Origin of the sequence: Amycolatopsis sp. NPDC058340, assembly GCF_042723975.1 — a bacterium.
Classification (GTDB): Bacteria; Actinomycetota; Actinomycetes; order Mycobacteriales; family Pseudonocardiaceae; genus Amycolatopsis.
Window position 1 is genome coordinate 120,031 of the sequence record NZ_JBHXIB010000004.1, and the last position, 13,431, is coordinate 133,461.

The 13,431-nt window shown below is 69.2% G+C and carries 14 protein-coding genes and 1 pseudogene; 9 read left to right on the forward strand and 6 right to left on the reverse strand.

The window, feature by feature from the left end; translation table 11 throughout:
* Positions 1-14: 14 nt before the first annotated feature.
* Both ACFWIW_RS07225 and ACFWIW_RS07230 read left to right on the forward strand, forming a co-directional pair.
* Positions 15-770, forward strand: coding sequence for a thioesterase II family protein (locus ACFWIW_RS07225; protein WP_378367600.1), 756 nt, complete (start codon positions 15-17; stop codon positions 768-770).
* Between the two features lie 258 nt (positions 771-1,028).
* Complete coding sequence (locus ACFWIW_RS07230; protein ID WP_378367601.1) at positions 1,029-2,045, forward strand: alpha/beta fold hydrolase; 1,017 nt, start codon at positions 1,029-1,031, stop codon at positions 2,043-2,045.
* Here ACFWIW_RS07230 and xylA read toward each other — a convergent pair.
* Entirely contained in the window at positions 2,042-3,211 is a 1,170-nt protein-coding gene (gene xylA / locus ACFWIW_RS07235; protein WP_378367602.1) for a xylose isomerase, read from the reverse strand. The two genes, ACFWIW_RS07230 and xylA, sit on opposite strands and share 4 nt — an antisense overlap.
* 93 nt (positions 3,212-3,304) lie before the next feature.
* On the opposite strand from xylA, the gene ACFWIW_RS07240 reads away from it, so the two are divergent.
* Positions 3,305-4,480: an ROK family protein gene (locus ACFWIW_RS07240; RefSeq protein WP_378367603.1), complete on the forward strand. Its 1,176-nt coding sequence runs from the start codon at positions 3,305-3,307 to the stop codon at positions 4,478-4,480.
* On the opposite strand, the gene ACFWIW_RS07245 is transcribed toward ACFWIW_RS07240, so the two are convergent.
* The 5 genes from ACFWIW_RS07245 to ACFWIW_RS07265 all read right to left on the reverse strand — a co-directional run bounded on the left by ACFWIW_RS07245 (position 4,437) and on the right by ACFWIW_RS07265 (position 7,419).
* Positions 4,437-4,898, reverse strand: coding sequence for a hypothetical protein (locus ACFWIW_RS07245; RefSeq protein WP_378367604.1), 462 nt, complete (start codon positions 4,896-4,898; stop codon positions 4,437-4,439). The genes ACFWIW_RS07240 and ACFWIW_RS07245 overlap by 44 nt on opposite strands.
* A 101-nt stretch (positions 4,899-4,999) precedes the next feature.
* Positions 5,000-5,419, reverse strand: a complete 420-nt coding sequence (locus ACFWIW_RS07250; protein WP_378367605.1) for a hypothetical protein — start codon at positions 5,417-5,419, stop codon at positions 5,000-5,002.
* Between the two features lie 64 nt (positions 5,420-5,483).
* Complete coding sequence (locus ACFWIW_RS07255) at positions 5,484-6,395, reverse strand: lysyl endopeptidase (RefSeq protein WP_378367606.1); 912 nt, start codon at positions 6,393-6,395, stop codon at positions 5,484-5,486.
* 99 nt (positions 6,396-6,494) lie between these two features.
* The gene (locus ACFWIW_RS07260) at positions 6,495-6,812 is read right to left on the reverse strand and encodes a hypothetical protein (RefSeq protein ID WP_378367607.1); all 318 of its coding nucleotides are present in this window, start codon (positions 6,810-6,812) and stop codon (positions 6,495-6,497) included.
* Between the two features lie 124 nt (positions 6,813-6,936).
* Complete coding sequence (locus ACFWIW_RS07265; protein WP_072027029.1) at positions 6,937-7,419, reverse strand: Lrp/AsnC family transcriptional regulator; 483 nt, start codon at positions 7,417-7,419, stop codon at positions 6,937-6,939.
* 135 nt (positions 7,420-7,554) lie between these two features.
* On the opposite strand from ACFWIW_RS07265, the gene pdhA reads away from it, so the two are divergent.
* From pdhA to ACFWIW_RS07295, 6 genes and pseudogenes are all read left to right on the forward strand, one after another.
* On the forward strand, positions 7,555-8,643 hold the full coding sequence (gene pdhA / locus ACFWIW_RS07270) for a pyruvate dehydrogenase (acetyl-transferring) E1 component subunit alpha (RefSeq protein ID WP_378367608.1): 1,089 nt from the start codon (positions 7,555-7,557) through the stop codon (positions 8,641-8,643).
* Positions 8,643-9,641 carry an alpha-ketoacid dehydrogenase subunit beta gene (locus ACFWIW_RS07275; RefSeq protein WP_378367609.1) on the forward strand — a complete coding sequence of 333 codons (999 nt, stop codon included), beginning with the start codon at positions 8,643-8,645 and terminating at the stop codon, positions 9,639-9,641. Before pdhA ends, ACFWIW_RS07275 begins: the two co-directional genes overlap by 1 nt.
* The gene (locus ACFWIW_RS07280) at positions 9,634-10,827 is read left to right on the forward strand and encodes a dihydrolipoamide acetyltransferase family protein (protein ID WP_378367610.1); all 1,194 of its coding nucleotides are present in this window, start codon (positions 9,634-9,636) and stop codon (positions 10,825-10,827) included. Before ACFWIW_RS07275 ends, ACFWIW_RS07280 begins: the two co-directional genes overlap by 8 nt.
* 81 nt (positions 10,828-10,908) lie before the next feature.
* On the forward strand, positions 10,909-12,297 hold the full coding sequence (locus ACFWIW_RS07285; protein WP_378367611.1) for an MFS transporter: 1,389 nt from the start codon (positions 10,909-10,911) through the stop codon (positions 12,295-12,297).
* Positions 12,206-12,481: pseudogene (locus tag ACFWIW_RS07290) on the forward strand (VOC family protein); the annotation flags it as partial. The gene ACFWIW_RS07285 and the pseudogene ACFWIW_RS07290, both read left to right, overlap by 92 nt.
* A gap of 78 nt (positions 12,482-12,559) precedes the next feature.
* A complete protein-coding gene (locus ACFWIW_RS07295; RefSeq protein WP_378367612.1) occupies positions 12,560-13,333 on the forward strand; it encodes a PE-PPE domain-containing protein in 774 nt (257 codons plus the stop codon).
* The last annotated feature ends 98 nt before the right edge of the window (positions 13,334-13,431 follow it).

Consider the following 13,431-nt stretch of genomic DNA (forward strand, 5'->3'; position numbering starts at 1 on the left):
GTATCTTTCGGATCATGACGGCCGCACTGGTTTCACTGTCTACATCAGACAGTCACAGCCGCGGCTACCTGCTGTTTCCGCCCGCCGGCGGCACGCTCCAGGCATTCGGATCACTCGCCGCCGCGGCCGGCGCGGAGGTCTGCGGCGTCGAATATCCCGGGCACGGCGAAAGGCTCGCGGAGCCACCGGCGTCCGCCGTCGAAGAACTCGCCGCACACTCGGCGGCGGCGATGCCGACGGCCTGGTTCTCCCGTTCCGTGACGATCGGATTCGGCTTGGGCGCCTTCGTCGCTTTGGAAACGGCTCAACGGCTGGGTGTCTCACCTCACGCGCTGATCGTCGTGGACGCGTGCGCCCCGCAACGGCGTTCACCCGACAAAAACGCCAAAGCCGGGGCCTCGGCGATGGGACGCGTGTTCGGCCGTACAGGGCTCACTCCCGTCGCGGGCTACCGCGATTCACCCGAAAGCTGGGAGTACGCCCTCGACCTGCTGCTCGGCGATCTCCAGCTGCTGAACGCCTACCGCGGGCCGGCCAGGGCCCAGCTCTCGTGCCCGATCGCGGCGATCCGCGGCACCGACGATCCCGCCTCCGCTTCGGGCGACGACGCCACGGGCGGATGGCGGGTGTGGACGTCCGGTCCGTTCGTGGGCCGTGTGGTCCCCGGTGGCTACCTCGGCGTTCTCGAATCCGGCCGGGAGGACGCGTTCTGGGCGCGCATCCACCGGCTGGAAGCTGCCTTCATGACCGCCGAGCCGGAAGTGGCCTAGGCGCTGTCCTGCAAGTCTTGTTCGCGGTCTTCGCGCCCAGGCGGTCCCTGACGGCACGGGCGGATGCGGCCGAGTACGACCCGGTACGAGGCCGATCCGCCCGCACCGCCAGGAACCACCTGGATCACGAAGCCCATCGAACAGACTCACAGGACACCGCCTAGCGACTTACACCGGTGACGTCGTCCGACGGTCGCCGCGCTCGGAGCCGTCCGCTTAATTTCGTCCCGTACCAGGCGTTTCGCGGGAGGAATCAGGATGCTCAGCAGGAGAAGGTTCGCGCAGGCCGTCGTCGCCGCGACAGCGGGTGCCACCGTGGCGGGCTGCTCGGCCCAGCCCGCGGCGGCCCCGGTGGCGGCGCCCGCCACGACCGGCGGGAACACCTCGTTCGGCCCGCTCAAGCAGATCGACGCCGGGGAACTGAGCATCGGTTACGCCGAAGCCGGCCCCGCCGGCGGCCCGGTGGTGATCCTCCTGCACGGCTGGCCCTACGACATCCACAGCTACGTCGACGTCACCCCGTGCCTGGTCGCGGCCGGATACCGGGTGATCGTGCCGTTACTGCGCGGCTACGGGCCGACGCGATTCCTGTCGAAGGACACGTTCCGCAACGGCCAGCAGTCCGCGATCGCCGCCGACATCGTCGCGCTGATGGACGCGCTCAAGATCGAGAAGGCCGTGTTCGGCGGCTTCGACTGGGGCGCCCGCACGGCCGTGATCATCGCCGCGCTGTGGCCCGAGCGGTGCAAGGCGCTCGTGTCGGTGAGCGGCTACCTGGTGACCAACCGGGAGACGAACAAGCAGCCGCTCTCCCCCGCCGCCGAACTCGGCTGGTGGTACCAGTACTACTTCGCCACCGAGCGCGGAATCCTCGGGTACACGAAGAACCGGCACGATTTCAACAAGCTGATCTGGAAGATCGCGTCGCCGAAGTGGAACTTCGACGACGCGACCTACGACCGTTCCGCAGCCTGCTTCGACAACCCGGACCACGTGGCCATCGTGATCCACAACTACCGGTGGCGGCTGAGTCTCGCCGCGGGCGACCCTAAACTCGACGCACTGGAACAGAAGCTCGCCCGGGGACCGGCGGTTTCGGTGCCCACCATCACGATCGGCAGCGATTTCGACGGCCCGAACACCGACGGCAAGGCGTACCGGTCGAAGTTCTCCGGCAAGTACGAACACCGCGTCCTGAACGGGATCGGCCACAACGTTCCGCAGGAGGCCCCGGCGGAGTTCGCCAAGGCCGTCCTGGACGTCGACCGGTTCTAGCGGGCCCCGGTGAGGTGTTCGAGGGCGAGCTGGGACAGGCGGATAAAACCGTAACCGCGTTCCGCCGCCTTGTCCGGGTCGAAGTCCTCGAACGCCGACCGGTCCGCAAGCAGATCCGCCGCGGTCTCACCCTCGTTCAGGGTCGGCGTCGCCAGCTCGGGGACCAGGGCGGCGTCCAACGCCGCCTGCACCTCGGGATCGGCACGGAACGCGCGGGCGCGTTCGGCGAACAGCAGGTAACTGGCCATATTGGCCGCGGCGCTGGCCCAGACGCCGTCCATGTTCTCGGTGCGCAGCGGCTTGTAGTCGAAGTGGCGCGGCCCGTCGTAGCCGCCGTGCTCCAGCAGGTCGACCAGGAAGAACGACGACAGCACGTCGCCGTGGCCGAACACGAGATCCTGGTCGAACCGCGGGCCGCGCTGGCCGTTGAGGTCGATGTGGAACAGCTTGCCCTGCCACAGGGCCTGCCCGATGCCGTGGACGATGTTGAGCCCGGCCATCTGTTCGTGCCCGACCTCGGGGTTCACCCCGACGATCTCGTGGTTGTCGAGCGTGGAGATGAACGCGAGCGCGTGGCCGATGGTCGGCAACAGGATGTCGCCGCGAGGCTCGTTCGGCTTCGGTTCGAGCGCGAGCCGCAGGCCGTAGCCCTGGTCGAGGACGTACTGGGCGAGGAAGTCGATGCCCTCGCGGTAGCGGTCCATCGCCGCGCGGACGTCCTTCGCGGCGTCCGTCTCACTGCCTTCGCGGCCACCCCAGAGCACGAACGTCGACGCGCCGAGTTCGGCGGCGAGGTCGAGGTTTCGCAGCACCTTCCGCAGCGCGTAGCGGCGGACGTCACGGTCGTTGCTGGTCAGGCCACCGTCCTTGAAGACGGGGTGGCTGAACAGGTTCGTGGTCACCATCGGGACCACGAGACCGGTCTCGGCGAGCGCGCCCTGGAAGCGCTTGAGGTGCCGCGCGCGTTCCGCGTCGGCCGAACCGAACGGGACGAGGTCGTCGTCGTGGAAGGTGATCCCCCACGCACCCAGGTCCGAGAGGCGGTGCACGGCCTCGACCGGGTCGAGCGGAGGTCGGCTCGCGGGGCCGAACATGTCGTTCGCCTGCCAGCCCACGGTCCACAGCCCGAAGCTGAACTTGTCCTCACGCGTCGGTGCCTGAGCCATCTCGCCTCCAATTAGTTTGATGCCTGAACTTATCGACGCCCGGCCCGGCGGGTCAAGGCTTTCGTTCAGGCATCGAACGAATACAATCGCGCGATGATCGGCACGCGCCCGGCGGGACAGCACACCGTGCGGCAGCACAACGCCGCCCTCGTCCTCGGGGCGATCGCGGACGGCCCCGGCACGTCCCGAGCGGGCCTCGCCGCCGCCACCGGACTCACGAAGGCGACCGTGTCGAGTGTGGTCGACCGATTGATCGCGGCGGATCTCGTGGCCGAAGGCGAACCGGAGCAACGCGTCGGCCCCGGGCGGCGCGGCACCGTCGTGTCGCTCTCCCCCACCGGCCCGCACGGGCTCGGCATCGAGATCGGCGTCGACTACCTGGCGTCCTGCCTCGTCGATCTGACCGGCTCCGTCCGGGCGCAGGAGGTCCGGTACGCGGACAACCGGACCCCGCGCGTCTTCCAGCGTGTGTCGGCGTTCCTGCGTAGAGCCAGGAAGCAGGCGGACGCGCTGGGCGTCCCTGTCGGCGGTGTCGGGATCGCGGTTCCCGGCCTGGTCGAATCCGGCCTCGTGCGGCTCGCCCCCAACCTGGGCTGGCGCGATGTCGACCTCTCCGAGCGGCTCGGTGGGACGTTCACCGTCGCCAACGAAGCGAACTTCGCGGCACTCGCCGAACTCTGGCACGGCTCGGCGTTGCCGGATTTCGTCCACGTGTCGGGCGAGATCGGGATCGGTGCGGGAATCGTCCTGGAGCGTGCCCTGTTCGAAGGCGTCCGCGGCGCCGGCGGCGAGATCGGCCACCTGCCCGTCGCGCCCGACGGCCCGTCGTGTTCCTGCGGCGCGAACGGCTGTCTCGAACGAATGGCGGGCCAGGAGGAGATCCTGCGGCTCGCGGGGGCGGAAACGGTGGACGGACTGGTGTCCGCGCTGGAATCCGGCGACGACGCCGCACTGTCCGCGGTGGCCACCACGGCGCGGCACCTCGGCATCGGACTGTCCACTGTGGTCAATCTGATGGATGTTCCTGCGGTGGTGCTAGGCGGAACCTACGCGCGGCTGGAGCCGTGGCTGCGTGAGCCACTCCTCGCCGAACTCGAACGCCGCGTGCCCAGCACGGCGTGGTCGCCGGTGCGGGTCGTCCGCTCGGCGCTCGGCACGGGAGCCGCCGTACGCGGCGCCGCCGGCTCGGTGATCCGCGGCATCCTCGCGGATCCCGAGCACCATCTCACGACTCACTCGTCATCCGATCAGGACGCTCGGGATCGGTGACCCCGGGCAACGACGCCTCGATGGACTGCGCGCGCTCCTCGATGTCGGCACGCCGGACGCGCCTGGCGTAGGCGATCAGTTCGTCGCGATCCGCATGCGGGAGCCAGCCCTGTTCACAGCCGGTCTCCAGCCGCACGAGGTACCGCACCAGCTCCGCCGACTCGGCACCGAACTCCCGCATGCGGCGCGTCAGCAGCTCCGCCGCGGCGAGATAGCCGTTGTTCCACGCGTGGACCGCCAGCAGTTGCGCGGTCGCGGCGAGGATGTCGCCCAGGTGGAACCCGCCCTCCGCGGCGAGATGCCCGGCGATCCGGAAACTGCGTCTGCCCTCGCCGACCGGGCCCTCCTCGCGAATCGCCTCGAGCAACGCCCCGATCTGCCGTGTCAGGTAGTCCTGACCCGCGTCCTCCACCGTCACCGCATTCCTCCGCCCAGTCGCCGCGATCGCAGGAAGGTGTCAATGGGGTGAACGTCAGATACATCGAATGCCGAACCGTTATCACCCGAATGGCGTGTAGTTCAACAGCGTGCCACCGCCCCGGTCTCGCCCGCGGGACACCAGCCGGGACGCTCGCGGAGCCACTCGTCGCGCTGTTTCTCGACGTCGCGCTGCGTCATCCCGCGTCCGGCGTTGACGCAGCCGCCGGTCTGGCATTTGGTGTCGGTCCCTGGCTCGTAGCACTGATTCTCGTCCTTGCGGCAGGCCGCTCGGCGCTGGTCCGCCGTCTTCTTGGCGGGCACTTTGCTCGTGGTCGGCACGACGGTGACCGAGGTGGTCACCACCGTCGTGGTCGCCGCTGTGCTCGGCGGGTCGGTCGTGGCTCGTTCGACACTCGTGGTGACCGTCGGGGTGGGGCGAGACGCCGGTTCCGACCGCGTGCAGGCAGGCGTCGCGAACACGGCCGCGGCGACCGCCATCAGGACCAGGACACGCGCCACGATTCCTCCGCCTCCGCCATCGAACCCGCTTGTACTCGGCGGAAGCGCGGTGAGCGTTACAGCGTCAGCTCGTGGTGGCGGTGTTGATCGCCCGTGCGTAGTCGGCGGCCGTTCCTTGCGCCGAGCACTTCTTGATGTCGTCGTAGAGCCACATGAAGCCGCCCGGAATCCCGGCGGACGACTTCCAGGCCCTCATCTTGCTTTCCACCTGAGCGGGCGAATCGCCGGAGGTACAGCCGGAGCCGTTCTTGCTCCAGAGTCCCGGATCCACCGGCATACCGAGCGACCTCGTCCACGTGGCCGGGTCGTTGCCGCTGCCACCCGCGTAGGCCTGCAAGTACACGCGATCGACGAGGCCGCCGAGCCCGTTCTTCACCCCCTGCCAGTACGACACCGCGGTGTACGGAGCGAGCGTGAAGTTCCGGTAGCCCATGGCGTTCGCCATCCGCGCGAAGGTGACGGTGGAGTCGACGTCGTAGTGGGCTTCGTCGTCATTGTTGATCGCGTCCGCGCCGGTGGCGTTCTTCAGTGCCAGGAAGTTGCGGTACAACACGGTCCCGCTGCCGGTGCCGTCGCGCGTGATCAGGTTGTCGATGGCCTGCCAGTCCGGTGTGCCCCACGCGCCGACCGAGACTTCGATTCGATCGACCGACGTCGGCGCCTGCTTCAGCGTCCGCAGCCGGGCGGGCCACCCCGCGTCGCCGACGTACTGCCCGTCTTTGACCACGAGGTGGTCGTTGTAGTACAGATCCCCGTTGTCGTGGACGTGAATGCTCCACAGGATGACCGTGGTGAAACCCGACGACCGAAGGACGTCCATGACGCCCTGTCCGTCCTGATAGAACGGTCCCCCGCCGTAGATCGCGGACCGGCCGGGACTCACCTGCGCTTCGGCTGTGTCCGGTTGGCTCGTTTGGACGATCGACGCGGCGACCACCAACGCCACCGCCGCCGTACGCACCCAGGTCCACCGCATCAGGTCAGCTCCCTTCGGCTTGCTTCGGAGGGTATGGGATTTTCCAACGGCGCGGCCAGGTTTGTTCGGCGACCTGTCCGATGGAATGGACCATTCGGCTCACGCCACCAGTCGCTCGGCGACCAGGAGGGTGCCCACCAGGATCATCGAGGCGCCCGAAATCCGGGAAACGACGCGGGAAACGGCGGGGCGGGCGCGCAGCAGGGCCTGCGCCCCGGCACCGACGCGCGGGCAGACCATCGAGCAGGTGCCGACGAAGGTGCGACCGAGAACGGCCAGCTGGATTGGGATCGGCCAGCGCGCGGCCGCTGACCGCCATTCCCTCCAGCAGCGTGCCACACCGGCTCCCGGCACCGTCTTGAATCCGAGCCAGATCAGGTAGAGCCCGCCCGCGACGGTGAGCACGAGCACCGCCATCGGCGTCGAGGACGCCCAGCTCCGCGGCCACCGCCAGGTAGCCGAGAAGGCGAGAACGGATCCGAGAGGCCTGCTCGAAACGCCACCACGGCCTCGTGAGTGGCGAGGACGGTTAGAACCGTCCTTACCACTCACGAGGGGCGACGCCCGGCTGTTCCTCGAAGATCAGCCAGGTCCGCGTCGAGCGCACGCCGTCCAGTGCCTGCAACCGTTCCAGTACGACATCCCGCAGCGAGGCGTTGTCCGGCGTGCGCACCAGTAGCAGGATGTCGAAGTCGCCGCCGACCAGCGAGACGTGCTCGACGAACGGGATCTCTCGCAGCTCGGCCGACATCGTGCGCCACGACGTCTGCTCGACGGTGATCAGGATGTACGCGCTAGTTCCGAGCCCGGCCCGCCGAGGGTCGATCCGGGCGCCGAAGCCGGTGATGACGCCTTCGGACATCAGCCTGTCCAGCCTCGCGTAGGCGTTGGTGCGCGAGATGTGCAGTCGTTCCGCCAGTGCACGGACGGCGAGCCTTCCGTCGGCGGTCAGCTCGGCGAGGATGGCGCGATCGATGTCGTCGAGGGCAAGGACCGTTCGTCCCGGATCCGGCCCGTGAGCCACGCCACTACTGGACGGTCGGTCCGGCTGAACCGATTCTGCCGACAGTTTGTCGCTCATTTCGCGCACCTCTTGAACACTGGGACTCCGGAATCCACGATCTCAGCATCATATGTCTGTGAAAGGTGGTGCTGCGCCATGTCGCGGGAGACCCCTGCCGCCGCGTTGCTGCCGTCCGGGATCCCGGTGCGCTTCCTCGCCGAGGACGGCACGCGCGTCGACGAGCACGGTGACTACACCGTGCCTCCGGCCGAACGGCTCGTGGAGGCCTATCGGCTGATGGTGCTCGGCCGCCGGTTCGACGCGCAGGCGACCGCGCTGACCAAGCAGGGCCGCCTCGCCGTGTACCCGTCCAGCGCCGGCCAGGAGGCCTGCCAGGTCGCGAGCGCGCTCGCCCTCACCGACGCCGACTGGCTCTTCCCCACTTACCGCGACTCGGTCGCACTGGTCGCTCGCGGCCTCGAACCGGGCGAGATCCTCACGCTGCTCCGCGGCGACGCGCACTGCGGCTACGACCCCGCCGCGACCCGTGTCGCACCGCAGTGCACCCCGCTGGCGACCCAGACCCTCCACGCCGCCGGGCTAGCCCACGCGATGCACCGCCGCGGCGAGGACGCCGTCGCGTTCGCGCTCATCGGTGACGGCGCCACCAGTGAGGGCGACTTCCACGAGGCACTCAACTTCGCCGCCGTGTTCAAGGCGCCGGTGGTGTTCTTCGTGCAGAACAACGGGTTCGCGATCTCCGTGCCGTTCGAGAAGCAGAGCGCCGCCCCCGCACTGGCCTACAAGGGGGTCGGCTACGGCGTCCGCTCCGAACAGGTCGACGGCAACGACGCCGTCGCCGTCCTGTCCGTGCTGGACGACGCCGTCGCGCACGCGCGTTCCGGTCGCGGGCCGGTACTGGTGGAGGCGCACACCTACCGGATCGACGCGCACACCAACGCCGACGACGCCACCCGTTACCGCGATCAGGCCGAGGTCGAGAAGTGGCGCGCGGCCGACCCGGTCCGTCGCCTCCAGACCTACCTGACCAACGAGAACCTGTTGTCCGACAACGACATCGAGCGATTCCGGGCCGAGGCTGAGACCTTCGCCGCCGGGGTGCGCGACACCCTCAACGCCGACGTGGAGCCGGATCCGTTGTCGCTGTTCGAGCACGTGTACGCCGTCCCGACCCGTCAGCTGGCCGCCCAGCGCGCGCTGGTCGCGGCCGAACTGGAGGCCTGATGACCGAGATCTCGATGGCACAAGCCCTCAACGCCGCCCTTCGTGACGCGGTCAAGGACGACGACCGCGTGCTGATCTTCGGCGAGGACGTCGGCCCGCTCGGCGGCGTGTTCCGGGTGACCGACGGCATCACCGCCGATTTCGGCGAGGAACGCTGTTTCGACACGCCACTGGCCGAATCCGGCATCGTCGGTTTCGCGGTCGGGATGGCGATGGGCGGATTCCGCCCGGTGGTCGAAATGCAGTTCGACGCCTTCGCCTACCCCGCTTTCGAGCAGATCACCTCGCACGTGGCGAAGCTGCGGAACCGCACCCGCGGCGCCTTGTCACTGCCGATGGTCATCCGGATCCCCTACGCGGGCGGGATCGGCGGCGTGGAGCACCACTGCGATTCGAGCGAGGCCTACTACACCCACACACCCGGCCTGCGCGTCGTCACACCCGGCACTCCCCAGGACGCCTACGACCTCCTGCGCGACGCGATCGACTCGCCGGATCCGGTGATCTTCCTGGAACCCAAATGCCGCTACTGGTCGAAGGAACCGGTGTCCTTCACCCGGGACGGCGCACCCATGGACCGCGCGGTCGTGCGTCGCGAGGGCAAGGACGTCACGTTGATCGCGTACGGCCCGATGGTCGCCACGGCGCTGGAGACCGCGGAGGCCGCGACCGCCGAGGGCTGGGACGTCGAGGTGGTCGATCTCCGGTCGCTGAGCCCGTTCGACGACGAGACCGTCGCCGCTTCGGTGCGCCGCACCGGACGCGCGGTCGTGGTCCACGAGGCCGCCGGGTTCGGCGGCTACGGCGCCGAGGTGGTCGCCCGGATCACCGAGCAGTGCTTCCACCAGCTGCACGCGCCCGTCCTGCGCGTCACCGGGCTCGACATCCCTTATCCGCCGCCGAAACTGGAGCGCCATCAGCTTCCGGACGTCGACCGGATCCTGGACACGGTCGCCCGGCTGCAGTGGAACGACGAACCGGTGGTGGCCGGTGCCTGACTTCCTGCTCCCCGACCTCGGCGAGGGCCTGACCGAAGGCACCATCGTCACCTGGCTCGTCGCGGAGGGCGACACCGTCGGCGTCGACCAGCCCGTCGTCGAAGTCGAGACCGCGAAGGCCGCCGTCGAGGTGCCGGTGCCGTTCGCCGGTGTGGTCACCCGCCTTCACGGTGAACCCGGTCAGTCGCTGCCGGTCGGCGCTCCCCTGCTCACCATCGGTCCCGGATTCACCGAACCCGGCGTGACGACCGCGAGCGAAGGCAGCGGCAACGTCCTCATCGGCTACGGCACGACCACCACGACGAGGCGCCGCCGGACCCGCACCGTCGTCGCCACCCCGGAGAAGCCGTCGAAGGCACCGGGCGTGATCTCGCCGTTCGTCCGCAAGATGGCCGCGGACAACAAGATCGACCTGACGAAGCTGACCGGCAGCGGGCCGGGCGGCATCATCCGGCGCGCCGACGTCGAAGCGGCCCTCGCCGTCCCCGAGCAACGCGACGGCGAGACACGGATCCTGCTGACCGGGGTCCGCAAGGCGGTCGCCGACAAGCTGACGACCTCGCGGCGGCAGATCCCCGAGGCGACGGTCTGGGTCGACGTCGACGCGACCGGACTCGTCGCCGCGCGGAAATCGCTCAACGCCTCGGCGCCGGATCGCCCGGTCAGTCTTCTCGGCCTCGTCGCCCGGTTCGCCGTCTCGGGCCTGCGGAAGTTCCCCGAGCTGAACTCGCGCGTCGAGGGCGACGAGATCGTCCAGCTTCGGGACATCAACCTCGGTTTCGCCGCACAGACCGACCGCGGGCTCGTCGTGCCGGTGGTCCGCGACGCGGGGGCACTGTCCACAAGGGAGCTTTCGGCGGCGATCGGCGACCGGACCACACAGGCCAGGGAAGGGAAACTCGGCCCGGCCGGCCTCACCGGCGGGACCTTCACGGTCAACAACTACGGGGTGTTCGGGGTGGACGGCTCCGCCGCGATCATCAATCACCCGGAGGCGGCGATCCTCGGCATCGGCCGGATCATCGACCGCGCCTGGGTGGTCGACGGCGAGCTGGTGGCGAGGAAGATCTGCGAGCTGACGCTGGCATTCGACCACCGGGTGTGCGACGGCGGGACCGCCGGCGGGTTCCTGCGGTTCGTCGCGGACTGTGTCGAATCGCCGATCACCGCGCTCGGGGATCTCTGAACGGCTCGCACAACTCGCGGTTGTGACCCGCCAACGACCCGTTGTTCGACTTCGGGGCTCCGGCTTGCTTTGATCTCGCGGGTGGGTGGGAGATCGCTGGGGCGACGGTTCGGCTGGTTGTGGGCGGCCTACGCGGCGAGCGCGTTCGGGACCAGGTTCGCGTTCGACGCGTTCAGCCTGATCGCCATCGTGGTGCTCGGCGCGGGCACCGCCGAGGTCTCGCTGCTGGCGGCCGCCGGTCTCGTCGTGGGCGCCGTGGTCGCGCTGCCGCTCGGCCCCTGGGTCGAGTTCCGGCGCAAACGGCCGGTGATGATCGCGATGGACCTCGTCCGGTTCGTGGCGCTGCTGACCGTCCCGGTGGCGTACGCGTTCGGGCTGCTCGGGTTCGGCCAGCTTCTCGCGGTGTCCGTCGTCGTCGCCGCGGCTGACATCACGTTCCTGGCGGCCAGCGGGGCTTTCCTCAAAACCCTGCTGCCCCGGGAGGACTTGCTGGTCGCGAACGCCCGGTTCGAATCGACGACCTGGACGGCGACCGTGCTCGGGCCGCCGCTCGGCGGTTTCGCCGTCGGCCTGTTCGGGCCGGTGGTCACGATCGCCGCCGACGCGGTCAGCTATCTGCTCTCGGCGGCCGGGATCCGTGCCGTCGGTGGTTCGGAACCGCCGCCCGCGAAGCCGGACGGGCCCCGGCTGACCGGCCGCGACCTGCGGGAGGGCTGGCGGTTCATCCTCGCCCATCCGCTGCTGCGACCCCTGTTCGTCAACACGATCGTGGTCAACGGCCTGATCATGGCGACCGCGCCGCTGTTCGCCGTGCTGATGCTCGGGCAGCTCGGCTTCGCGCCATGGGAGTACGCGGTCGCCTTCGCCGTGCCCTGTCTCGGTGGCTTGATCGGGGCGCGGCTCTCGCGGCCCTTGGTCGCCCGGTACGGCCGCGACAAGGTCCTCTTCGTCTCCGGTTGGCTGCGGGTCTGCTGGCCCGTCGGGCTGGTCTTCATCCAGCCCGGTGTGCCCGGCCTGATCCTGGTCATCGTCGTCGAGCTCTGCCTGATCACCTGCATCGGCGTGTACAACCCGGTGCTCGCCACCAGCAGGCTCGAACAGGTACCCCTCGACCGCGCGGCCCGCACGCTGTCGGCCTGGTCCATCGCCGGGAAGCTCACCACCGCCACCCTGACCGCGCTGTGGGGCTTGCTCGCCACGTTCACCGGTGCGCGCGCCGCGGTCGGCATCGCGGGAGCACTCATGCTGGCGACGCCGCTCCTGCTCCCCCGAAACCGTCGGACCCCTGTGCCAGTATCCGAACATGTCGATCAAGAGAGTGGTCACCGACCTCGAAACCCGGACACTGGCGGAGGCGAAGGCCTTCTACGTACAGGTTCTCGGCTTCGAGGTGGTGATGGATCACGGCTGGATCGTGACCCTGGCCGATCCGGAGCGGCCGGAGGTCCAGCTGAGCCTCATGACCCATGACGAGACGGCGCCCGTCGTGCCGATCGCCTCGATCGAGGTCGACGACGTCGACGCGCGATACGCGGCGGCGAAGGCGGCCGGCGCGGAGATCGTGCACGAGCTGACCGACGAGCCGTGGGGTGTCCGGCGGTTCTTCGTCCGCGATCCGAGCGGGCACGTGGTCAACGTGCTGTCCCATCGCTGATGACCGAAGGGGGTTTCATCGAAATTTCATGACTCGTCCCTAGCGTTCGACCACGCACCGTAGTCGAACGGAAGGACGATGAATGTGAAGAAACTCAGGGGGGTCCTGGCGGCGGCCGCACTGGCCACCGGCTTGATCGGTGTCATGGCGCCCACGGCCCAGGCCGACCAGGCGCGCTACTACATCCTCGTCGGCGGCACCTGCGACGGCGCCGCGACCGTCTACAACGACGCCTGGTTGCGGGGCGGGATCAAGAAGGTGGTCCACTATCCGGCAGGGGCCGCCGGAGCACCCAACTGCGACCAGACGCCCATGGACCAGAGCGTCGCTCGCGGGCACGAAGAGGCCCGCCGCGTCGTCCAGAGCTCCTTCGACGAGAACCCCGGCGCGGAATTCACCGTCGTCGGCTACTCGCAGGGCGCGCTGGTCGCGAACCTGGTGCTGAACGACATCGCCGACGGGAAACTGGCCGTGGACAAGTCGCGGTTCCGGGCGAAGATCTTCGCCGACCCGATGCAGCCCGTCGGCCCTCCGGGACGAGGGATCAGCGCGGTGCTCCCGGCGGGTACCGGGGCGCCGTCGCCGTTCGGCGGCTACGTGTCGTTCGGGCCCGGCCGCACCGACTTCGGCGGTATCCCGTTCATCCGCTACTGCATCGAAACCGACGGTGTCTGCCACTTCGACACCATCGAGGCGCCTGGCGGATATTTCGCGCAGCACCTCTGCTACCAGTGGGCCCGCCCGACCGATCACCGCTCGATCATGGAGGACACGATCGCGGACGGCGTGTACACCAACGGATCGCACGCGCTGCCGCGGCAGAACTGCCGTCCTCCGTGGCCTTCGGTGTGACCGGGTGAAGACGGCTGCCGCCCGGCGCCCGATAGCCGGGTGACAGCGGTTCGGGCGATGGCCCGCCCACAGCGTCGTGGGCGGGCCATCGTCGGTCT